Origin of the sequence: Vibrio porteresiae DSM 19223 (assembly GCF_024347055.1) — a bacterium.
GTDB lineage: Bacteria > Pseudomonadota > Gammaproteobacteria > Enterobacterales > Vibrionaceae > Vibrio > Vibrio porteresiae.
This window is the reverse complement of record NZ_AP024895.1, coordinates 556468-577477: the sequence shown is the minus strand read 5'-3', so window position 1 is coordinate 577477 and position 21010 is coordinate 556468. Positions and strand designations below refer to the sequence as shown.

General features: G+C 44.9%; 18 protein-coding genes and 8 tRNA genes. 3 read left to right on the top strand and 23 right to left on the bottom strand.

Features of this window, described 5'->3' with window-relative positions; all coding sequences use genetic code 11:
- Nucleotides 1-3: 3 nt before the first annotated feature.
- The 16 genes from OCV11_RS02745 to alaS form a co-directional block, all read right to left on the bottom strand.
- Nucleotides 4-462: a YqaA family protein gene (locus tag OCV11_RS02745; RefSeq protein ID WP_261894849.1), complete on the bottom strand. Its 459-nt coding sequence runs from the start codon at nt 460-462 to the stop codon at nt 4-6.
- On the bottom strand, nt 456-1406 hold the full coding sequence (locus tag OCV11_RS02740; RefSeq protein ID WP_261894848.1) for an NADP-dependent oxidoreductase: 951 nt from the start codon (nt 1404-1406) through the stop codon (nt 456-458). The genes OCV11_RS02745 and OCV11_RS02740 overlap by 7 nt, the downstream gene beginning before the upstream one ends.
- 109 nt (nt 1407-1515) lie before the next feature.
- The gene (locus OCV11_RS02735; protein WP_261894847.1) at nt 1516-2646 is read right to left on the bottom strand and encodes a sodium ion-translocating decarboxylase subunit beta; all 1131 of its coding nucleotides are present in this window, start codon (nt 2644-2646) and stop codon (nt 1516-1518) included.
- A gap of 12 nt (nt 2647-2658) precedes the next feature.
- Entirely contained in the window at nt 2659-4452 is a 1794-nt protein-coding gene (gene oadA / locus OCV11_RS02730; RefSeq protein WP_261894846.1) for a sodium-extruding oxaloacetate decarboxylase subunit alpha, read from the bottom strand.
- 27 nt (nt 4453-4479) lie between these two features.
- Complete coding sequence (locus tag OCV11_RS02725) at nt 4480-4728, bottom strand: oxaloacetate decarboxylase subunit gamma (protein ID WP_261894845.1); 249 nt, start codon at nt 4726-4728, stop codon at nt 4480-4482.
- A 331-nt stretch (nt 4729-5059) separates the two neighbouring features.
- Nucleotides 5060-5136 (bottom strand) — tRNA-Arg (locus tag OCV11_RS02720).
- Between the two features lie 85 nt (nt 5137-5221).
- A tRNA-Arg gene (locus OCV11_RS02715) sits at nt 5222-5298 on the bottom strand.
- A gap of 85 nt (nt 5299-5383) precedes the next feature.
- Nucleotides 5384-5460, bottom strand: a tRNA-Arg gene (locus OCV11_RS02710).
- Between the two features lie 83 nt (nt 5461-5543).
- A tRNA-Arg gene (locus OCV11_RS02705) sits at nt 5544-5620 on the bottom strand.
- 85 nt (nt 5621-5705) lie between these two features.
- Nucleotides 5706-5782: transfer RNA gene (locus OCV11_RS02700), tRNA-Arg, on the bottom strand.
- Nucleotides 5783-5857: 75 nt separating this feature from the next.
- A tRNA-Ser gene (locus OCV11_RS02695) sits at nt 5858-5950 on the bottom strand.
- Nucleotides 5951-5978: 28 nt separating this feature from the next.
- Nucleotides 5979-6055: transfer RNA gene (locus tag OCV11_RS02690), tRNA-Arg, on the bottom strand.
- A gap of 37 nt (nt 6056-6092) precedes the next feature.
- Nucleotides 6093-6185: transfer RNA gene (locus OCV11_RS02685), tRNA-Ser, on the bottom strand.
- A gap of 184 nt (nt 6186-6369) precedes the next feature.
- On the bottom strand, nt 6370-6567 hold the full coding sequence (gene csrA / locus OCV11_RS02680; protein ID WP_004415691.1) for a carbon storage regulator CsrA: 198 nt from the start codon (nt 6565-6567) through the stop codon (nt 6370-6372).
- 91 nt (nt 6568-6658) lie between these two features.
- Nucleotides 6659-7846: an aspartate kinase gene (locus OCV11_RS02675; protein WP_261894843.1), complete on the bottom strand. Its 1188-nt coding sequence runs from the start codon at nt 7844-7846 to the stop codon at nt 6659-6661.
- A gap of 195 nt (nt 7847-8041) precedes the next feature.
- Nucleotides 8042-10624, bottom strand: a complete 2583-nt coding sequence (gene alaS / locus OCV11_RS02670) for an alanine--tRNA ligase (protein WP_261894842.1) — start codon at nt 10622-10624, stop codon at nt 8042-8044.
- 532 nt (nt 10625-11156) lie between these two features.
- On the opposite strand from alaS, the gene OCV11_RS02665 reads away from it, so the two are divergent.
- The gene (locus tag OCV11_RS02665) at nt 11157-11309 is read left to right on the top strand and encodes a hypothetical protein (protein ID WP_261894840.1); all 153 of its coding nucleotides are present in this window, start codon (nt 11157-11159) and stop codon (nt 11307-11309) included.
- A gap of 287 nt (nt 11310-11596) precedes the next feature.
- The gene (locus tag OCV11_RS02660; RefSeq protein ID WP_261894839.1) at nt 11597-12598 is read left to right on the top strand and encodes a hypothetical protein; all 1002 of its coding nucleotides are present in this window, start codon (nt 11597-11599) and stop codon (nt 12596-12598) included.
- 86 nt (nt 12599-12684) lie between these two features.
- Here the strand turns inward: OCV11_RS02660 and recX are convergent, their stop codons facing one another.
- The 3 genes from recX to pncC all read right to left on the bottom strand — a co-directional run bounded on the left by recX (nt 12685) and on the right by pncC (nt 14922).
- Nucleotides 12685-13149 (bottom strand): recombination regulator RecX, encoded by a 465-nt coding sequence (recX, locus tag OCV11_RS02655; RefSeq protein WP_261894838.1) that lies wholly within the window; start codon nt 13147-13149, stop codon nt 12685-12687.
- A gap of 63 nt (nt 13150-13212) precedes the next feature.
- Entirely contained in the window at nt 13213-14280 is a 1068-nt protein-coding gene (recA, locus tag OCV11_RS02650; RefSeq protein ID WP_261894837.1) for a recombinase RecA, read from the bottom strand.
- 156 nt (nt 14281-14436) lie between these two features.
- Nucleotides 14437-14922: a nicotinamide-nucleotide amidase gene (pncC, locus tag OCV11_RS02645; protein ID WP_261894836.1), complete on the bottom strand. Its 486-nt coding sequence runs from the start codon at nt 14920-14922 to the stop codon at nt 14437-14439.
- 84 nt (nt 14923-15006) lie between these two features.
- On the opposite strand from pncC, the gene mutS reads away from it, so the two are divergent.
- The gene (gene mutS / locus OCV11_RS02640) at nt 15007-17571 is read left to right on the top strand and encodes a DNA mismatch repair protein MutS (RefSeq protein WP_261894835.1); all 2565 of its coding nucleotides are present in this window, start codon (nt 15007-15009) and stop codon (nt 17569-17571) included.
- A 65-nt stretch (nt 17572-17636) separates the two neighbouring features.
- On the opposite strand, the gene rpoS is transcribed toward mutS, so the two are convergent.
- The 4 genes from rpoS to surE all read right to left on the bottom strand — a co-directional run bounded on the left by rpoS (nt 17637) and on the right by surE (nt 21008).
- A complete protein-coding gene (gene rpoS / locus OCV11_RS02635; RefSeq protein ID WP_261894834.1) occupies nt 17637-18647 on the bottom strand; it encodes an RNA polymerase sigma factor RpoS in 1011 nt (336 codons plus the stop codon).
- 75 nt (nt 18648-18722) lie between these two features.
- Nucleotides 18723-19637 carry a peptidoglycan DD-metalloendopeptidase family protein gene (locus tag OCV11_RS02630; protein ID WP_373332801.1) on the bottom strand — a complete coding sequence of 305 codons (915 nt, stop codon included), beginning with the start codon at nt 19635-19637 and terminating at the stop codon, nt 18723-18725.
- The gene (locus tag OCV11_RS02625; protein ID WP_261894833.1) at nt 19637-20263 is read right to left on the bottom strand and encodes a protein-L-isoaspartate(D-aspartate) O-methyltransferase; all 627 of its coding nucleotides are present in this window, start codon (nt 20261-20263) and stop codon (nt 19637-19639) included. The genes OCV11_RS02630 and OCV11_RS02625 overlap by 1 nt, the downstream gene beginning before the upstream one ends.
- Before the next feature lie 4 nt (nt 20264-20267).
- Nucleotides 20268-21008 carry a 5'/3'-nucleotidase SurE gene (gene surE, locus OCV11_RS02620; RefSeq protein ID WP_373332813.1) on the bottom strand — a complete coding sequence of 247 codons (741 nt, stop codon included), beginning with the start codon at nt 21006-21008 and terminating at the stop codon, nt 20268-20270.
- Nucleotides 21009-21010: the final 2 nt, after the last annotated feature.

The window sequence follows — 21010 nt, the reverse complement described above, 5'->3', positions numbered from 1 at the left end:
TCCTTAGAAAAAGCCATTAAAAACCAAAGCCAAAAGCAAATAACGAGCAGCCTTACCCAGTGCAATCATGAGTAACGCTGGTCCAAAACGCATCTTTAACCAACCTGCAGCTAAACAGAGAGGATCGCCAACGACCGGTAGCCAACTCAGCAGCAAAGCCCAGTAGCCATAACGATTGAGCCAATTCATCACTCTATGCCCTTGATGGTGCACAGCGCGATTGGGTAACCATAACCCAATCCAGTAATTTGTTAGACCACCTAAAGTGTTACCTAGTGTTGCAACTAAAATAACGATGTAGAGAGAATATTGATGAAGAGATAATGTGGCAATAAAAGCGGCCTCAGAACTTCCAGGTAATAACGTAGCGCTGAGAAAGCCGCTACCACCGAGCACCCACAGAGGGGAAGAGGAAAACAGCTGCCAAAGATCACTGAGTAGTGACGCTAAGTGATTTAACATTTCATATCTAACAAAACCTTACCTCGTGTGTGTCCAGTTTCGATTTGTTGATGAGCTTTATCCGCTTCAGTAAGTGGATAAACTTGGAAAATTTCGATTTTAAGTAAACCGACACTGACCATATAAAGCATGGTATCGAGCTGCTCTGGATTAGGATCCACCAGAATTCCAGATGCCTCAAAGCCCAGTAGTTTGGCTTTTTCACAAATGAGCTCAGCCGTAATGGTTGGCACAGTCACTACTCGCGCGTTATCGCTTAAACATTTCAAAGCATCTAACGCCGCATCACCACCGACAAGGTCAATCAAAACATCAATTTTTTCTAACCGTTGTGATACGGGAGCAAAATTATAGTTGATGGCGTGAGCACCTAACGTCGCTAGGTAATCGAGGTTATCTTCACTGCATGTGGTATAAACTTCAGCCTTTGCTGCTAGGGCGATTTGCACAGCTAAATGTCCAACGCCACCTGCACCAGCCAGAATAAGTACGCAGTCACCCTCTTTCACTTGAGCTTGATTCAAAGCTTGTGCCGCAGTTTGACCGGCAACAGGCAAAGCAGCTGCCGCTTCTAAGGTCACTGAATCGGGCACTCGGCTAAGCTCACTTTCTGCGACGCAAATGTACTGGCTATAACCACCACCTTGCAGCGGGAAACCAATAAACCCAGCCACGTTATCGCCCACCACAAAGCGCGTTGCCTGCTCGCCAGTCGCCATCACTCGACCAGAAATATCGTAGCCGGGAACCCAAGGTAGTTTATCTTTATTCTGTGCAGCAGCCCAACCTAACCCTGCTCGGGTTTTTACATCGATGGGGTTAACACTGGCGAATGCCACTTTGACGAGCACTTCTCCAGCCTTAGGCTGTGGAACTTCCGTTGTCTGCATGACAAGAACTTCGGGACCACCAAAGTTTGAAATAGCGACCTGTTTATTTTCCATATCCAATTCCCTGTGGTGACCTAATAAAAAAGGGATGTCTGGGCATCCCTTTGAATATATACCAATTCAGTGTTATTCGTGAACAATTGCTAGACAAATTAACAACGTTCTAACCGACTAAAGCGAGTAATATCCCAGCCGCTACCGCTGAACCTAATACCCCCGCCACGTTGGGTCCCATGGCATGCATCAACAAAAAGTTCTGTGGATTAGACTGCAGGCCAACTTTATTAACGACCCTAGCTGCCATAGGAACTGCGGAAACTCCGGCAGCGCCAATCAGCGGGTTAATACTCTCTTTGGAAAAACGGTTGAGAATTTTGGCCATAATGACACCGCCTGCGGTACCAATACTAAACGCGATCGCACCAAGCACCAAAATCCCCAGTGTTTCCACATTAAGAAACTTTTCTGCCTGCAGCTTCGAACCCACCCCTAAACCAAGGAAAATAGTCACCGTGTTGATCAGCTCATTTTGTGCGGTTTTTGAGAGACGATCGACAACGCCCGATTCGCGCATCAAATTCCCCAAACAGAACATACCAACCAAAGGTGTTGAGGATGGCAAAAACAGTACCGACATCAACAGCACCACCAATGGAAAGACCATTTTTTCCAATTTGCTGACATGACGTAACTGCGCCATTTCAATCTTGCGCTCTTGTGGGGTGGTAAGCGCTTTCATGATAGGTGGTTGGATAATAGGTACTAACGCCATGTAGCTATAAGCCGCAACGGCAATTGCGCCTAATAAATCGGGCGATAAACGACTCGCCAGAAAGATAGCGGTAGGCCCATCAGCACCACCAATGATCGCGATAGAGGAGGCATCTGCCATGGTAAATTCCATGCCGGGCACTAGGTTTAGTAAAACCGCGCCAAACAAAGTGGCAAATATCCCCAGTTGAGCCGCAGCGCCTAACCACAGTGTTTTCGGGTTAGCGATCAATGCACCAAAGTCCGTTAGCGCCCCAACCCCCATAAAGATCAAGAGCGGGAAAACACCAGACTCAATTCCCACATGATAAATGTAATAAAGCAAGCCACCAGGCTCGGTAAATCCAGCATTAGGAATATTCGCCAAGATAGCGCCGAATCCAATAGGCAGCAAAAGCAGGGGTTCAAACCCCTTATGTATAGCCAAAAACAGCAGCACGCAGCCCACAATGATCATAATGATCTGACCAATTTGGAAGTTAGCAATGCCCGTTTCAGCCCACAGCGTGACTAATCCGTCCATAACAGAGACCTCTTAGGCTAAAGTCATTAGAGGTTGTCCAACAGAAACGGCATCACCCTCTTTCACCGTAATCGCTTGGATTACCCCACCGTGTATGGCACGAATCTCGGTTTCCATTTTCATCGCTTCAAGAACAACCAGAATATCGCCTTCATGCACTTCTTGACCTTGCTGCACCACCACTTTAAAGATGTTACCAGCCAGAGGTGCCTTCACTGGATCACCACCATTGGCAACTGAAGCAGGTGCAGGAGAAGGCGCAGCCGATTTAGTCGCAGGAGCTCCAGCAGGAGTCACCGAAGTGAGTTCGCCTTTAGGCCCCACTTCCACGTCATATACCTGTCCATCAACACGCACACTGTATTGCTCAATGCCTTTAGCAGCTTGAGGCACTACAGGCGCTTGCACGGCAGGTTTAGCCGTTGGCACTGGTTCAAAGGCTGCTGGATTACCACGATTTTTCAGGAACTTAAGACCTACTTGAGGGAACAAGGCATACGTCAACACATCATCGACTTGCTCCTTGGCCAATTTGATTCCTTCTTGAGTGGCTTTTTCTCGTAACTCAGTCGCTAAGTGAATCATTTCAGGTTGGAGCAAATCCGCAGGACGACAAGTGATCGGTTTTTCACCATTAAGCACCTTGTCTTGCAACTCTTTATTGACTGCTGCAGGTGTTGCACCGTATTCCCCTTTTAGCACCCCTGCCGTCTCTTTGGTAATGCTCTTATAGCGCTCCCCAGTAAGAACGTTCAGAACCGATTGAGTCCCAACAATCTGCGAGGTAGGAGTCACTAAAGGAATAAACCCTAAGTCCTTGCGAACATTTGGAATTTCTTTAAGAACTTCATCAAGACGATCAGCCGCCCCCTGCTCTTTTAATTGGCTTTCCATGTTGGTGAGCATGCCGCCGGGTACTTGAGCAATCAAAATACGCGAATCAATCCCTTTTAATTGGCCTTCAAATTTGGCGTATTTCTTCCTTACTTCACGGAAGTAAGTGGCAATCACTTCGAGCTGTTCCAACGACAATTTGGTATCTCGCTGTGTACCTTGCAGCATGGCAACCACAGTCTCTGTTGCAGTATGCCCATAGGTTTGACTCATCGATGATATCGCGGTATCCAAAATATCGACGCCAGCTTCAATCGCTTTAATTGCGGTTGCAGTTGAAAGACCAGTTGTCGCGTGGCAGTGCAAAGCAATAGGAATAGAACATGACTCCTTAATGCGAGAGATTAACTCTTCTGCATCATAAGGTTTGAGCAAACCCGACATGTCTTTAATACACAGAGAATGACAACCAAGATCTTCTAAACGTTTCGCCAGATCCAGCCATGTTTGAGTATTGTGCGCAGGGCTAATTGTGTAAGAGAGCGTGCCTTGCGCATGAGCACCGACATCGATAGTGGCTTTGACTGCAGCTTGGAAATTTCGCACATCATTCATCGCATCAAAAATACGAAAGACATCCATGCCGTTGGCATGAGCGCGCTCAACAAATTTTGCGACCACATCATCTGCATAGTGACGATACCCAAGCAAGTTTTGTCCACGCAGTAACATTTGCATTGGTGTATTAGGCATCGCCTTTTTCAACAAACGCAGGCGTTCCCAAGGATCTTCACCTAAAAATCGGATACAGGCATCAAATGTCGCCCCACCCCAAGTTTCTAAAGACCAATACCCGATTTTGTCCAGTTCTGCGGCAATAGGTAACATATCTTCGATACGCATACGGGTCGCGAATAAGGATTGATGAGCATCGCGGAGAACAACATCCGTGATCGCAAGTGATTTAGACATGCTTAAATCTCCTTTCTCTTTCACTGTTTACTTACGAGACAAACGATATTGATGTACCGCAGCAGATATGGCGGCAATCACTTTGGGGTTAGTGCTGTTTAGATCAGTAGACGAAAGTGGTTGAGGGGGTGAAATAGGTTGAAGTGTTTCTTTGGGAAGTAGTCGAGACATCAATCTTACGAGGTAGACTAATACCGTAAGAAATAGAAACACGACCAACATTCCCGTGCACATTAAAGTAAATGCATCGATAAGTAAGCTTCCGATATCCGTCATATAGGATCCTTGATTCATAAAATGAACGGAGACTTCTAAAAAGTCTCCCTAGATTCGACGATGAATGACAACAGCGAGCGCTATACCTAAATGACTTCTCAACCAAACCAGGTACACATGGCATCAGAGGTGATTTGGGTATAAACCTATTTATTCACAAAGGAGGTTATTTTTTATTCACTTACATCACAAAATCATGATGGATTAGCAAACGGATTGCTTAATTTGCAAGGGATATAACACTAATGAGTGGGAGTTATCTGGTTTAGAGATGAAAAATAAAGAAGAGCAGAAATGAAAAAAGCCTCGCTATTGCGAGGCTTTTAATAGATGGCGCGCCTGAGAGGATTCGAACCTCTGACCGCCTGGTTCGTAGCCAGGTACTCTATCCAGCTGAGCTACAGGCGCGCTGTATTTTCGATATCACTTTCGTCATATCAGGGCAGTACCCTTAATCCCGTTTTCTTTTAAGCGAAACACTTAAGAGAAAGAATGGCGCGCCTGAGAGGATTCGAACCTCTGACCGCCTGGTTCGTAGCCAGGTACTCTATCCAGCTGAGCTACAGGCGCGCTGTATTTTCGATATCACTTTCGTTATATCAGGGCAGTACCCTTAATTGCGTTTTCTTTTAAGCAAAACACTTAAGAGAAAAAATGGCGCGCCTGAGAGGATTCGAACCTCTGACCGCCTGGTTCGTAGCCAGGTACTCTATCCAGCTGAGCTACAGGCGCGCTGTTTTCGATATCACTTTCGTTATATCAGGGCAGTACCCTTAATTCCGTTTTCTTTTAAGTAAATTACTTAAGAGAAAAAATGGCGCGCCTGAGAGGATTCGAACCTCTGACCGCCTGGTTCGTAGCCAGGTACTCTATCCAGCTGAGCTACAGGCGCGCTGTATTTTCGATATCACTTTCGTCATATCAGGGCAGTACCCTTAATCCCGTTTTCTTTTAAGCGAAACACTTAAGAGAAGAAATGGCGCGCCTGAGAGGATTCGAACCTCTGACCGCCTGGTTCGTAGCCAGGTACTCTATCCAGCTGAGCTACAGGCGCGCAGTTTTGTGAAGTGTATCACAAAAATATTCTTAATATAACAATTATTGCAAGATTTTATTCTTAGGCAACAAATGGCGGTGAGGGAGGGATTCGAACCCTCGATGCGGCTATAAACCGCATACTCCCTTAGCAGGGGAGCGCCTTCGGCCTCTCGGCCACCTCACCGCATTATTGTTCATACTCTTAAAGAATATGGCGCGCCTGAGAGGATTCGAACCTCTGACCGCCTGGTTCGTAGCCAGGTACTCTATCCAGCTGAGCTACAGGCGCGCATTTTGCTTAGTTGCTAAGTTAAGCAAAGCAAGAATGGCGGTGAGGGAGGGATTCGAACCCTCGATGCGGCTATAAACCGCATACTCCCTTAGCAGGGGAGCGCCTTCGGCCTCTCGGCCACCTCACCGTCTTGCGGAGGCACATATTACGTTTTACCGAAAATATGTCAAACACTTTCTTGGGAAAAAATAGAAAAACACGCTCAACCGTTGCGTATTTAATCAAAGCGCTGTGAAAATGAACTTTTTCTACAAATTACAAAAGCTAAGTACAAAAAAGGCTGACAAATTTTGTCAGCCTCATTGAGATAATTAGTAGTTGCCAGATGCAACGTTACCGTTACCTTTTTCTGCTTGAATGCGCATGTAAATTTCTTCACGGTGCACAGAAACTTCTTTAGGTGCGTTAACACCAATACGTACTTGGTTACCTTTTACACCAAGTACAGTTACTGTCACTTCGTCACCGATCATTAGTGTTTCGCCAACGCGGCGAGTCAAAATTAGCATTCTTTGCTCCTTGAGTAATCTCTGTTTTATTGCAACTACGTTATTATCGATCAAAAGTTATATTTAGGTAAACTTTTAGACGAAATGGCTATTAACCTAAGCTAGCTTGGATAACTGGTTCATGTATAACCTCGTCTGATGTAATAAAAGCGCTATGTAGAACATTCGCAGCTTCTACCACATCCTGCGGTGCAATCGTCAACATCGCAGACTGGTTTGTGGTCGAAATATAACGTACATCAATGTGTTTCTCGGCTAATAGCTCACAAGAGCGAGCAACCAAGTGTGGTGCTTGTAAACCTACCGTGGTCAATAAACTCACAAGTTCAGTGTTACGGATTTTATCGCTGAAAACCAGTTCTAATTTCGCGCAAGCATCATGTTTTACTACCACTCCTGCCCAATCTGCCTCATCGATCACATTCCAAATTTCGATCCCAAGCATCTGACACTGCTTAGTTAAACTTGATAATGAATCATGATGTACACAGACAATTGCCATATCACGTTGAATCGCGATACCACAAACAGGATGTGTGCCCACTTCACCCTTGATTAGACTGCCATCATTTACATCGAATGTTGAAAGTACACGCAGTGGAACCTGGTGATGCCATGCATACTGAACACACGGCAAGTGCAGCACTTTAGCCCCTTTGCGCGCCATCTCTTCCATGGATGGGAAATCGACCACATCCAATTTCTGAGCGGTTGGCACAACACGAGGGTCACAAGTGTACACACCATCAACATCGGTAAAAATCTGACATTCATCAGCTTGCAGAGCACCAGCCAGCGTTACCGCACTGGTATCTGAGCCGCCACGTCCTAATGTGGTGATGTCCCCATTTTCATTGACACCTTGAAAACCAGCAACAATAACTATGTGATCTTGTTCCAGTAATTCATTAATCGTTCGGGTATCAATATGCTTTATTGTCGCGTCATTGTGATGGTTGTCCGTCACAATGCTCGCCTGAGCTCCGGTAAGTGAACGTGCAGAATACCCCATTTTATTAAGAGTCATTGCGACCAGTGCCATTGACACCTGTTCACCAGCAGAAAGCAAAACATCAAGTTCTCTTGCTGTCGGTACGCTATCGATTTGCTGAGCTAAACCTAACAGTCTATTAGTTTCGCCTGACATTGCCGATACTACGACAACAACTTGATTACCATCATTTTTCGCTTTAATGATGTGTTCAGCAACCGTGTGGATTCGTTCAATTGAACCTACAGAGGTACCGCCAAACTTTTGCACGACAAGGGACTTTTTCACCAGTATTCACCTTCCCAAGACAAAGTCTCATTAGGACCAAACCGAGTTAATCAACTGATTGACTATAGATTTGGTAGTTGCAAAAACAAAACCAAGTAGCTAATTGGCTTTGACCGAGCCAATTAAACCACTTGGTTAATTGAGTAATGTTACGCTCGGTCAAAAAAACATCAACCGCGCGTCATTTATTTTTAGTTATAGACGCTCAGCGATCCAAGCATCTACTGACTCTAGTGCAGCAGGAAGCGCATGCGCGTCGCTACCACCAGCTTGAGCCATATCAGGGCGACCGCCACCTTTACCACCAACTTGTTGAGCAACCATGTTAACTAGGTCACCCGCTTTCACTTTGCCGATAAGATCTTTGGTCACACCTGCAATTAGGCCCACTTTATCATCTGCTACGTTACCCAGCATGATGATACCGCTACCCAATTGGTTCTTCAGTTCATCAACCATTCCGCGCAGAGCTTTGTTATCTGCACCATCAAGTTGAGCAACTAAAACTTTCACACCTGAAATTTCTTTCACTTGGCTTACTAAGCTTGAACTTGCTTGTGATGCCAATTTGTCTTTCAGATGTTGAATCTCTTTTTCTAGAGACTTAGCTTTATGAGCCATCTCTTCCACTTTATGCTCATATTTCGCATGTTGTGATTCGAGATAATCTAATGCTGCGTCACCAGTTACTGCTTCGATACGACGAATACCTGCTGCAATACCGCTTTCAGAAACAATCTTGAATAGACCGATATCACCAGTATGGTGTGCGTGAATACCACCACAAAGTTCAGTTGAAAATTCGCCCATGCTTAGCACGCGAACTTCATCATCGTATTTTTCACCGAACAGAGCCATTGCGCCTTTTTGTTTCGCATCGTCAATGTTCATGATATTGGTTTCAATCACGTGGTTACGACGGATGTGCTCATTAACTAAACGTTCAACACGTTTAATTTCATCAGCAGTCATGGCTTCTAGGTGAGAGAAGTCAAAACGCAAGTTTTCCGCACGAACCAACGAACCTTTTTGGGCTACGTGAGTACCTAGTACATGACGCAACGCTGCATGCAATAAGTGAGTTGCAGAGTGATTTAGTGAGCTAGCCACACGGCGAGCCTCATCCACTAGCGCTTTCACTTCATCGCCTTGAGCCAAAACGCCTTCTTTAAGTACACCGTGATGAGCAATTGCGTTGCCCAATTTCTGTGTATCTTCAACAACAAAACGACCCGCTGTTGTTTCAAGCACACCGGTATCACCCGCTTGACCGCCTGATTCAGCGTAGAAAGGAGTCTCATCTAACACCACAATCGCTTTGTCACCAGCAGATAAAGAAGTCACTTCTTCGCCATCAACAAACAGGTGAGTGATGTTGCTGCGACCTTCAGTTGCTGTATAACCGCAAAATTCTGTGCTGCCGTCTACCTTAATTTTTGCGTTGTAGTCAGTATCAAACTGGCCAGCTTCGCGTGCACGTTGACGTTGTTCTTCCATCGCAGCTTCAAAACCAGCTTCATCGATAGTGAAACCACGTTCACGCGCTACGTCGTTAGTTAAGTCAGCAGGGAAACCGTATGTGTCATACAGTTTGAACACTGTCTCGCCATCCAGTTCTTTACCAGATAGGCTATCTAACGCGTCGTTCAAAATCGCCAGACCACGGTCTAGAGTGCGGCCAAAGTTTTCTTCTTCGATACGTAGAACTTTTTCTACCACAGCTTGCTGTTCTTTAAGAACTTGACCAGCAGTGCCCATGACTTCAGCTAGAGGGCCAACCAATTTGTGGAAGAAAGCGCCTTTCGCACCCAGTTTGTTACCATGACGAACTGCGCGGCGAATAATACGACGAAGAACATAACCACGACCTTCGTTCGATGGCATTACACCATCAACGATCAAAAACGCACATGAGCGAATATGGTCCGCCACTACACGGAGAGATTGATTAGAAAGATCTTCATAACCAATCACTTCTGCGGCAGCTTTGATCAAAGTTTGGAACACGTCGATTTCGTAGTTAGAGTGAACGCCCTGCATAATTGCAGAAATACGTTCGATACCCATACCAGTATCCACAGATGGTTTTGGTAGAGGTTCCATCGTGCCATCAGCAAGACGGTTGAACTGCATAAATACGTTGTTCCAGATCTCGATGAAACGGTCGCCATCTTCTTCAGGAGAACCAGGACGGCCACCCCAAATGTGATCACCGTGATCGTAGAAAATTTCAGAACAAGGACCGCAAGGACCAGTATCGCCCATTTGCCAGAAGTTATCTGACTCGTAAGCTTTACCACCCTCTTTGTCACCGATGCGCACGATGCGATCTGCTGGCAAACCGATCTGTTTGTTCCAGATGTCGAAAGCTTCATCGTCGGTTTTGTAAACGGTAACTAGCAGGCGCTCTTGTGGAAGTTTCAAGACCTCAGTCAGAAATTCCCAAGCAAACTTAATCGCGTCTTCTTTGAAGTAATCACCGAAACTAAAGTTACCTAACATTTCAAAGAATGTGTGGTGACGTGCAGTGAAGCCGACGTTCTCTAAGTCATTGTGCTTACCACCTGCACGTACACAGCGTTGAGCTGTTGTCGCTCGAGTGTAAGAACGCTTTTCTAAACCTAGAAAACAGTCTTTAAATTGGTTCATCCCTGCGTTAGTAAACAGCAGAGTTGGGTCGTTATGAGGTACCAGTGATGAACTGTCAACAATCTGGTGACCTTTACTTTCAAAGAATGAGAGGAACGCGTTGCGAACCTCATCCGTGCTCATGTACATGCAGCTCTTCCTGAAATTCTCAAATGAAATTTTTGCGCTATTGTAAAGCATGGATAAGAGTTCGCCTAGTTTTCTAAGTGAAAAGAGTCAAATCAACTATCATCGCACTACGATAGCCATAGTTTGAGCCAATGAGAAAGAAGCGTTATCAACAAATTGGGTGAATAGAAGCCTGACTCATCGACTCTATCAATGACTATTCACTCATCGAATAGACCCCAACGCTACGATGTTTAATCCCACTCCTCCTTCCACATGGCTTAACAAGAAGCTCTGCCGAGCATAAATCATAGTTTTATCAAAAATCCTCATTTCACAAATAAGGTCGTCATTACTGATAAAACATTCCATTAGTGTATTCATTCTAACTACTCAGCTTATTTCAACTGGATTAATAATTGCGAATGCAATTTCTCATCCGTATATATAAACAGCATTCTCACAACACTTTCAGCTTATTTTTAACAATCACAGCAATACCAATAAAAAATAAAAATGAGTTGAAATTAAACACTATAAAGGGCTTAAGGTTATGTCTATTTCAAAAAATAAACGTCAGTTTACTGTCTCTGTTCTATCGTCATTAACAGCACTCGCATTAGCAGGCTGTGCGGTTCAGACGGCAGTGATTCAGAATCATCAAGTACATCGAGTTACTCTATTCAAGCCATTGATGGTTACTTAGTTAATGCTGATGTATACGCAGATATCGACGGTTCAAATACGTATACTTCAGCAGACACACTTATCACCACAACCGGTGAAAATGGCACAGCGACAATTCCTGCGGAATATAAAGATTATTCATTAATCGTAAAAATCAAAGCTGGTGTAACGTCCGATTCTGATTCAGGCGTCGTCACCAGCAATAAACAACTGATAGCGGAAGCTGGTAGTGCGGTTATTACGCCATTCTCCACTTACGCGGTTCAAACCAATCAAACCCTAGAAGAAGTTGCAACTAGCTTAAATGTGGATGTAAGTACCATTAACAGTGACTATGTGGCAGCGCAAAATAATAGTGATACCACCACCAGCAATAGCGCGACTAAAGCTCACTTGCTTGCTCGTTCGATTAACCAAACATTGGCTGAAAGCTTAGCAGCAGAAGACACTGATACACTGACGAGCACTGTGACAAAAATCAGTTCTGCTGTAGATGAGACCTATGCTGAAGCTGAAAATAACGGCACCGTTGATGAATTGAATGACGAAGTAGTTACCGTCGATGATTCAGGTAGCGCCGCTGTTGAATCACAAAGTAGCAGTTCTCTACTCAATAACATGGCAGGCAACACCTATTACGGTATGAGTACTAACAATGCCTATTTGGTAGAGGAAGGTCTGGCAATCATGACTGTTGGTACAGATGATAACAGTGACAACATTGTTACTATCTCTGTGACTAATGACAAAAACACCACGCCATACTCTGTTGAAGCGACCTTCTCCGGTAACCAATACTCTTTTACTGAAGATAGTGAGACCTCAACAGAAACCAGCCTCTACTACGCTGACGATGCACTTAACAGTGCTGAAATCACCCTGCAAGTAACTAACGACGGTGATCTTTACTACTACACAACCCAAAATATCAATGGTGGCTTTACCCTGCACAACATCACGGCAAGTGAGTTGATTGGTAAAACGTTCTACATGATTTTTGATGACGCTGGTGATTCAAGTAAGACGAGTGATCCCACTTTCGTCACTTTAGCATTTGATAGTGAATCGGTCACAGTAACTGAAGGGACTGAAAGCTCCACTCACTCTTGGTCAATTAATAGTGATGGCGAGTTGGTCATCGAAGATTTTGCCAACGATAATGGGGATAGCTGGTCAGTTAAAGCGGTTGCACAAACCGATTCATTATTAGTAGTCGCTACAGAAATTGAAGGTATTCCAGTCTTTTTATTTAATGACAAAGATACTGCCAATAACGTTTATGCCACTTGGAATTCGTTATTAGACTAGTTGATCAAGTTTCAAAATAATAATATTGAGATAAAGGCTACTCCTGTAGCCTTTATTCTTTTTATATTTTGACTCTCAACAGAATTTTATTCTGCATCGTCATCGCTTAACGCATATTGGATTTGGTCAAAACTGAAGCCACGGTATTGTAAGAAGCGTACCTGCTTTGCATATCCTTTGGCATCGATAGCCTTTTGACCTTTAAATTTTTTCCATGCCGTTTCTTTTGCGAGTTCAAACCAATCTGTCTGCTCTTCTTGTAATGCTTGTTCAATCGTCGCTTCCGAGACTCGCTTAAGATTTAACTCCTGACGGATACGTCGATCACCATGCCCTTTATAGATATGTTGCCTAACTTGGCTGCGAGCGAAGCGGAGATCATCTAGATAGCCATATTCACTGCAAAGCTGAATAGCAACATCAATTTCTGGAGCTTCATAGCCTTTCAAAGCCAATTTCTGTTTCAGCTCAAAGACACCATGATCACGTCGACTAAGTAATTGAATCGCAGCTTCTTTGACAGATAACGACGGAGTTTTAGGTGATAACATATTGAATTCTCTATAACAAAAAGCCCCGCTTCAGCAGGGCTTCATTATTTTACGTCAGAGATCTTAGAGCTCATCTTGCTCTGGAACTGCGCTAAAATCGTCGTCATTCTCTACGCTAGTTTCACCATGCTCAGCGTGCTCTGCTGGGTTCAACAATAGCTCACGTAATTTGGTATCAAGAACTTTTGCAACTTCTGGATTTTCTTTCAGATACTTACAAGCGTTCGCTTTACCTTGACCAATTTTGTCGCCATTGTAGCTATACCAAGCACCTGATTTTTCGACCAATTTGTGTTTTACACCTAGGTCAATCAGTTCACCTTGACGGTTAAAACCTTGGCCATACATGATCTGAGTGTTAGCTTCTTTAAACGGCGCAGCAATTTTGTTCTTCACAACTTTGATACGAGTTTCGTTGCCAACCACTTCGTCACCCTCTTTGATTGCGCCAGTACGACGAATATCAAGACGAACAGAAGCGTAGAATTTCAGAGCGTTACCACCAGTTGTGGTTTCTGGGTTACCAAACATCACACCAATCTTCATACGGATTTGGTTGATGAAGATACACATACAGTTAGATGCTTTTAGGTTACCAGTTAGCTTACGCATTGCTTGAGAAAGCATACGAGCTTGCAGACCCATGTGGCTATCGCCCATTTCGCCTTCAATTTCTGCTTTAGGAGTCAACGCAGCAACTGAGTCGACAACCATAACATCCACTGCGCCTGAGCGAGCCAAAGCGTCACAAATTTCAAGAGCTTGCTCACCAGTATCTGGCTGAGAAACAAGAAGTTCATCGATGTTTACACCCAATTTACGAGCGTAGATAGGGTCAAGAGCGTGTTCTGCATCGATAAACGCACAGGTTTTACCTTCACGTTGCGCTGCAGCAATCAGTTCTAGAGTCAGTGTTGTTTTACCTGACGATTCTGGACCATAAATTTCAACGATACGGCCCATCGGTAAACCACCAGCACCTAAAGCGATGTCTAGAGAGAGAGAACCTGTAGAGATCGTTTCTACATCCATTGTGCGGTTGTCACCAAGGCGCATAATGGAACCTTTACCGAATTGTTTCTCAATTTGACCTAGGGCTGCTGCGAGAGCCTTCTGTTTATTTTCGTCCATTACTTTCTCCAGACTGTCACTCTTTGAAATAGGGTGATCGATGCAAAATCAGTTCGACAATGAAATGTCTTAATGGCACTCATTATACTGTTGATTCATACAGTGTCCACCCCTGTATGTTAATTTTTTGCCATGCACTCGACCGATATCACTTTTTCATCCGGCAAGATGTTGACTGATCACTGATAGCGCATGATGTATGGCTTGCAATCGAACTTTAGCTCGATCGCCAGAAAAATGCTCCGTACTCACCTCAAGCCAACCACTCTTATCTGCCCAAGCAAAACAGACGGTGCCAACAGGTTTCTCCTCAGAGCCGCCACCCGGTCCTGCAATGCCGCTGATGGAAACCGCAACGGTACCATGAGAATTATTTAAAGCCCCCTGCACCATTTCAATCACGACCGGCTCGGACACCGCGCCATAAGCATCCAGTGTTGCCGCTTTTACGCCAATCATCTCTTGCTTCGCTTCGTTGGTATAGGTAACAAATGCTCGGTCAAACCATTGAGAACTCCCAGCAATATCAGTAATCGCGCTTGCGACACCACCACCAGTACAGGATTCCGCAGTGACTAAAACCTGCTGCGCTTGAAGCAGCTGTTGCCCAAGAGTGTGACTCAAATTTTGTATCGATTGCATGACCAAAAACCTCATTTCATCTTTTCGCTTGATGGTGATTCACGTATCCTAAGCCGCAAAGTCCTTAAACAAAAGAAGTAATCCGTGACTGCCGAGAAACAACATACGCCCATGATGCAGCAATATCTGAAGCTGAAAGCGGAAAACCCAGATATTTTGCTGTTTTATCGTATGGGCGATTTTTACGAACTGTTCTATGACGATGCCAAACGCGCATCTCAGTTACTTGATATCTCATTAACGAAACGTGGCGCTTCGGCGGGCGAACCCATCCCGATGGCTGGCGTCCCTTTCCATGCCGTTGAAAGCTATCTTGCCAAGCTCGTGCAACTCGGTGAATCGGTAGCTATTTGTGAACAAATTGGCGACCCAGCGACCAGCAAAGGGCCGGTTGATCGCAAAGTGGTGCGCATAGTGACACCTGGTACAGTGACTGATGAAGCGCTGTTATCAGAACGCGTGGATAACCTAATTGCCGCCATTTATCACCACGCGGGGCGTTTTGGTTACGCAACACTGGATTTAACTTCGGGTCGCTTCCAGCTGATTGAACCAGAAACAGAAGAAGCGATGGCTGCAGAGCTTCAACGTACTGCGCCACGTGAATTGTTGTTCCCTGAAGATTTTGAACCAGTTCAATTGATGGCTCATCGCCAAGGCAATCGCCGCCGTCCGATTTGGGAATTTGAGCTGCAAACTGCCAAACAACAGTTAAACCAACAATTTGGCACTAAAGATTTAGTTGGCTTCGGTGTAGAGAAGGCCAATTTAGGTTTATGCGCAGCAGGTTGTTTGATTCAGTACGTAAAAGACACCCAACGTACCGCATTGCCGCACATTCGTTCATTGACGTTGGATCGCCAAGATCAATCCGTCATCTTAGATGCGGCGACTCGTCGAAATCTTGAGCTGACACAGAATCTTTCTGGCGGGACGGACAACACACTCTCCGAAGTGCTTGATCACTGTGCCACACCTATGGGTAGCCGTATGCTTAAGCGCTGGATTCACCAACCCATGCGCCATTTCGATGCGCTGAATCAGCGCTTAGATGCAATTGGTGAAATCAAAGACAGCGTGCTGTTTGCTGAACTTCATCCTGTATTGAAGCAGATTGGGGATATTGAACGTATTCTTGCTCGTTTAGCTCTGCGTTCTGCTCGCCCAAGAGATTTAGCGCGCCTACGTAATGCCTTACAGCAATTGCCTGAGCTAGCAGAGTTACTCGGCCAAGTAAAACATCCTTATCTCGCTCAACTTAAGCAATATGCAGCGCCAATGGATGAATTAAGTACTCTGCTTGAGAACGCGATTATTGAAAATCCGCCAGTCGTCATTCGCGACGGAGGAGTCATTGCGCCAAACTATAATGCTGAATTAGATGAGTGGCGCGACCTTGCCAACGGTGCGACGTCATTCTTAGAAAAAATGGAAGCGGATGAACGTGAACGTCACGGCATAGATTCACTCAAAGTAGGCTACAACAATGTGCACGGCTTCTTTATCCAAGTGAGCCGCGGTCAGAGTCATCTTGTGCCACCGCACTACATGCGTCGCCAAACGCTGAAAAATGCCGAGCGTTATATCACGCCAGAGTTGAAGCAACATGAAGATAAAGTGCTGAACTCAAAATCCAAAGCACTTGCTTTAGAGAAGCAACTTTGGGAAGAGCTTTTTGATCTGCTGCTACCACATTTGGAAACGTTGCAAAACCTAGCATCTGCCCTATCTCAACTCGATATTCTGCAAAACCTAGCTGAGCGTGCAGATACATTAGACTACTGTCGCCCAACGTTAACCAAAGAGATCGGTATTCATATTGAAGATGGTCGCCACCCAGTGGTAGAGCAAGTCATGGATGATCCGTTCATAGCCAACCCTATCGACCTTGATCCAAAACGGCAGATGTTGATCATTACAGGTCCAAACATGGGTGGTAAATCGACCTATATGCGTCAAACTGCGTTGATCGCGTTAATGGCTCATATTGGTTCTTATGTTCCCGCTCGTTCCGCATCGATTGGTCAACTTGATCGCATTTTTACCCGTATTGGTGCGTCTGACGATCTTGCTTCTGGTCGTTCAACCTTCATGGTCGAAATGACAGAAACAGCCAACATCTTACATAATGCTACTGCACAAAGTTTGGTGCTGATGGATGAGATTGGCCGCGGCACAAGTACTTATGATGGCTTATCACTCGCCTGGGCAAGTGCTGAGTGGCTGGCGAAGAAAATCGGCGCTTTGACTCTATTTGCGACGCACTACTTTGAGTTAACTGAACTACCAAAACAGATTCCACACTTAGTCAACGTTCATCTGGATGCGGTAGAACACGGTGATAGCATTGCCTTTATGCACTCCGTCAACGAAGGCGCGGCAAGTAAATCCTATGGATTGGCGGTCGCAGGGCTAGCTGGCGTACCAAAAGAAGTGATCAAACAGGCTCGTCAGAAATTGGCGCAGTTAGAGCAAATCGGTAAAGGTGAAGCAGGGCAACGATCACCATCAACAGTCGATATTGCCAATCAACTCAGTTTGATCCCAGAGCCAAGTGAAGTTGAACAAGCACTAAGCTCGATTGATCCTAATGATCTTTCACCACGCCAAGCGCTCGATTTGATCTTCCAACTGAAGAAGATGTTGTAAGCGAACATTGAAAAAATAAAAAAGGCACTCATCTGAGTGCCTTACTTTTTCGCCTAGTCAAAATCTTACATTTCGACTTCAACGTTGAACAGAGATTCCATACTGAGACCTTGTTTCATCAGGATCTCTCTTAGACGGCGTAATCCTTCCACTTGAATTTGACGAACACGTTCACGGGTAAGATTAATTTCACGTCCCACCTCTTCAAGAGTGGATGGTTCGTAACCTAGAAGGCCGAAACGACGCGCTAACACCTCTTTCTGTTTTGGATTCAGTTCATCTAACCAATTCATCAGAGAATCACGGATATCATCATCTTGAGTTGAAACCTCTGGGTCAGAGTTATTCGCATCTGGAATAATATCCAGTAGCGCTTTATCTCCATCTCCACCAATTGGTGTGTCAACAGAGCTGATACGTTCATTCAAACGTAGCATCTTGCTCACATCATCAACCGGTTTATCAAGCTCAAACGCGATCTCTTCTGCTGTAGGTTCATGGTCTAAACGTTGGGACAATTCACGTGCAGTACGCAGATAAATATTGAGTTCTTTCACAACATGAATTGGCAGACGAATGGTACGTGTTTGGTTCATCAAAGCACGTTCAATCGTTTGACGAATCCACCATGTTGCGTAAGTGGAAAAACGGAATCCGCGTTCTGGGTCAAATTTCTCAACGGCACGAATCAAACCTAGGTTGCCTTCTTCTATCAAATCGAGAAGAGCTAGGCCACGATTGCTATATCGACGAGAGATTTTTACCACCAAACGTAAGTTACTTTCGATCATACGTTTTCTTGCGGCTTCACAACCACGCAGAGCGCGGCGTGCATAGAGAACTTCTTCTTCGGCGGTCAACAAAGGCGAAAAACCTATTTCGCTCAAATACATCTGTGTTGCATCTAAACTCTTAGACGAAACATCAAACTCTTCGCGAATATCGTCACTGCTGTCCGTGTCATTAGTGTCTTCTTCACTAGTTGCCGTTAGTTCTTCATCAACCTCGATGGAATCGATTACATCATGATCAAATTCAAACTCTTCGACTTTAGTGGCTGTATTGCTGATACTCATAGCGCCTCCCCATGGCGAGTTTAGCAAGACATTTCAACTTCAATGTCGCTACATGACTCAATCTATTAAGTATGTTTATGGTAAATATCGTTTTGGATTAACGGATTTACCTTGATAGCGAATTTCAAAATGTAAACGGACGCTTGTCGAACCCGAACTTCCCATCGTGGCGATTTTCTGCCCGCCTCTTACATTTTGACCTTCTTTAACCAGCAACCGATCGTTGTGGGCATAAGCACTGATATAGTTGTCGTTGTGCTTTATAATTATTAAGTTCCCATAGCCTCGTAGTGCATTCCCTGAATAGACTACTGTACCTGCTGCAGTAGATACGATGGATTGACCACGCTGCCCCGCGATATCTATCCCTCTATTACCCTGATCTCCTGCTGAGAACTGACTAATGATTCTTCCTTTTGTTGGCCATAACCATTTAGAAATCTTCTGGTCGGCTACATTAGGATTACTTACATTAGTGTTAACATTATGTTTACTGCCTGAACCAACATACTCTTTTGATTGACCTTGATCAATACCTGTATTCGCAGTTTTACCACCCACTTTAGAGGTATTTTTCAAAGTATTAGAGGAAGTGGTCACATTGGGAATTGGAGTAGGAATTGTGCTTGAAGCCTTAATATCCGGCACTGCGACGCTACTTTTACTCGCAATATGAGCTCTGGAACCGTATACCGGGGGAGTATAAGTTGGTGTCCAAAGTTTGAGTCGATCTCCGGGATGGATCACATATGGCGGAGCGAGATTATTGTAACGGATTATGTCTTTAACATCTTTGTCGGTGATGTAGGAGATAAAGTAAAGCGTGTCACCCTGCTTTACTTGATAATAACTCCCACGATAACTACCACGTTCAATCGCATTGTAGTCTTTTCCCAATCCAGACACAGGGGCTGGCATATGCGGAGCACACCCAGCCAATAAGCCAGATATGCCCAATGCCAACAACTGTCTGAACGGAATACTCATCATTACGCTAAGTCACCTGGAATTAACGGTACAAATCGTACATCTTCGATTGACTGATAAATCCATTGTTCTCCTTGGCGTTGAATCTTATACAACTGTTGCTGTTCATCCCCGACAGGAAGCACTAAACGACCACCATCAGCGAGTTGATCCAGTAAAGCTTGAGGGACAGATTGCGCTGCAGCCGTCACGATAATGGCATCAAATGGACCTTTACTCGGCCAACCTTGCCAGCCATCACCATGTTTCGTTGAGACGTTATAGATATCTAACTGCTTTAAACGGCGTTTAGCATCCCATTGTAATGACTTAATTCGTTCTATCGAGCAAACGTGTCTCACCAGCTTCGCTAACACAGCGGTTTGATAGCCAGAGCCGGTACCTACTTCTAAGACCCGGCTATCGTGATTTAATTCCAACACCTGTGTCATTTTAGCAACAATGTACGGTTGGGAAATGGTTTGCCCCTGACCAATAGGAAGTGCGTTGTTATCATAAGCTTGATGCATCATAGCTTGAGAAACAAACGCTTCTCGTGGTACGGAATACATAGCCTCTAATACACGCTGATCTGTGATGCCTTGCGCGGCTAAAAACTGAACTAACTTTTCAGCTTTCGGGTTCGCCATTCACCTATCCTTTCAACCAATCATTCATACTATTGATCGACTCATGAGCGGTGAGATCCACTTGCAGTGGTGTCACTGAAACAAACCCTTTGTCGATAGCGTAAAAGTCGGTGCCTTCACCTGCATCGGCTCGAGCTCCTGGAGGACCTAACCAAAAGATATCGTGACCACGGGGATCTTTTTGACGAATCATATTTTCCGCGTGATGACGAGCGCCTAAACGAGTCACTTGAAACCCTTGCAAATGTTCGATGGCACAATCCGGAATATTCACATTTAACAAACGATTAGTTGGAATAGCATTAGATAAATGCTGCTCCACTAACTGACGAGCAATATGTCCTGCAGTCGCAAAATTTTGCGTACCCACCAAAGAGAAAGCGATAGATTGCACACCCAAAAAGTGCCCTTCCATCGCAGCGGCTACAGTACCAGAATAAAGCACGTCATCGCCCAAATTGGCACCGTGATTAATTCCGGTTAGCACCAAATCTGGCTTGTTATCACGCAACAATTCGTTGAGTGCAAAATGCACACAATCGGTTGGAGTCCCTTGCACCGAATAACGCTGCGGCGCAATCTGGTTCACACGTAACGGTTGTTCCAAGGTCAATGAATTGGAAGCACCAGAACGATTACGATCCGGTGCAACAACAGTAATATTCGCGATATCAGCTAATGCTTGTTCCAATACGGCAATGCCCTCAGCATAAATACCGTCATCGTTGCTTAGCAGAATATTCACTC

Bases quoted from the DNA above. Each gene is read 5' to 3' on its own strand.
- OCV11_RS02745 (WP_261894849.1), bottom strand. From the start codon at position 462: ATGTTAAATCACTTAGCGTCACTACTCAGTGATCTTTGGCAGCTGTTT.
- OCV11_RS02740 (WP_261894848.1), bottom strand. From the start codon at position 1,406: ATGGAAAATAAACAGGTCGCTATTTCAAACTTTGGTGGTCCCGAAGTT.
- OCV11_RS02735 (WP_261894847.1), bottom strand. From the start codon at position 2,646: ATGGACGGATTAGTCACGCTGTGGGCTGAAACGGGCATTGCTAACTTC.
- oadA (WP_261894846.1), bottom strand. From the start codon at position 4,452: ATGTCTAAATCACTTGCGATCACGGATGTTGTTCTCCGCGATGCTCAT.
- OCV11_RS02725 (WP_261894845.1), bottom strand. From the start codon at position 4,728: ATGACGGATATCGGAAGCTTACTTATCGATGCATTTACTTTAATGTGC.
- csrA (WP_004415691.1), bottom strand. From the start codon at position 6,567: ATGCTAATTTTGACTCGCCGCGTTGGCGAAACACTAATGATCGGTGAC.
- alaS (WP_261894842.1), bottom strand. From the start codon at position 10,624: ATGTACATGAGCACGGATGAGGTTCGCAACGCGTTCCTCTCATTCTTT.
- OCV11_RS02665 (WP_261894840.1), top strand. From the start codon at position 11,157: ATGTCTATTTCAAAAAATAAACGTCAGTTTACTGTCTCTGTTCTATCG.
- recX (WP_261894838.1), bottom strand. From the start codon at position 13,149: ATGTTATCACCTAAAACTCCGTCGTTATCTGTCAAAGAAGCTGCGATT.
- recA (WP_261894837.1), bottom strand. From the start codon at position 14,280: ATGGACGAAAATAAACAGAAGGCTCTCGCAGCAGCCCTAGGTCAAATT.
- pncC (WP_261894836.1), bottom strand. From the start codon at position 14,922: ATGCAATCGATACAAAATTTGAGTCACACTCTTGGGCAACAGCTGCTT.
- rpoS (WP_261894834.1), bottom strand. From the start codon at position 18,647: ATGAGTATCAGCAATACAGCCACTAAAGTCGAAGAGTTTGAATTTGAT.
- OCV11_RS02630 (WP_373332801.1), bottom strand. From the start codon at position 19,637: ATGATGAGTATTCCGTTCAGACAGTTGTTGGCATTGGGCATATCTGGC.
- OCV11_RS02625 (WP_261894833.1), bottom strand. From the start codon at position 20,263: ATGGCGAACCCGAAAGCTGAAAAGTTAGTTCAGTTTTTAGCCGCGCAA.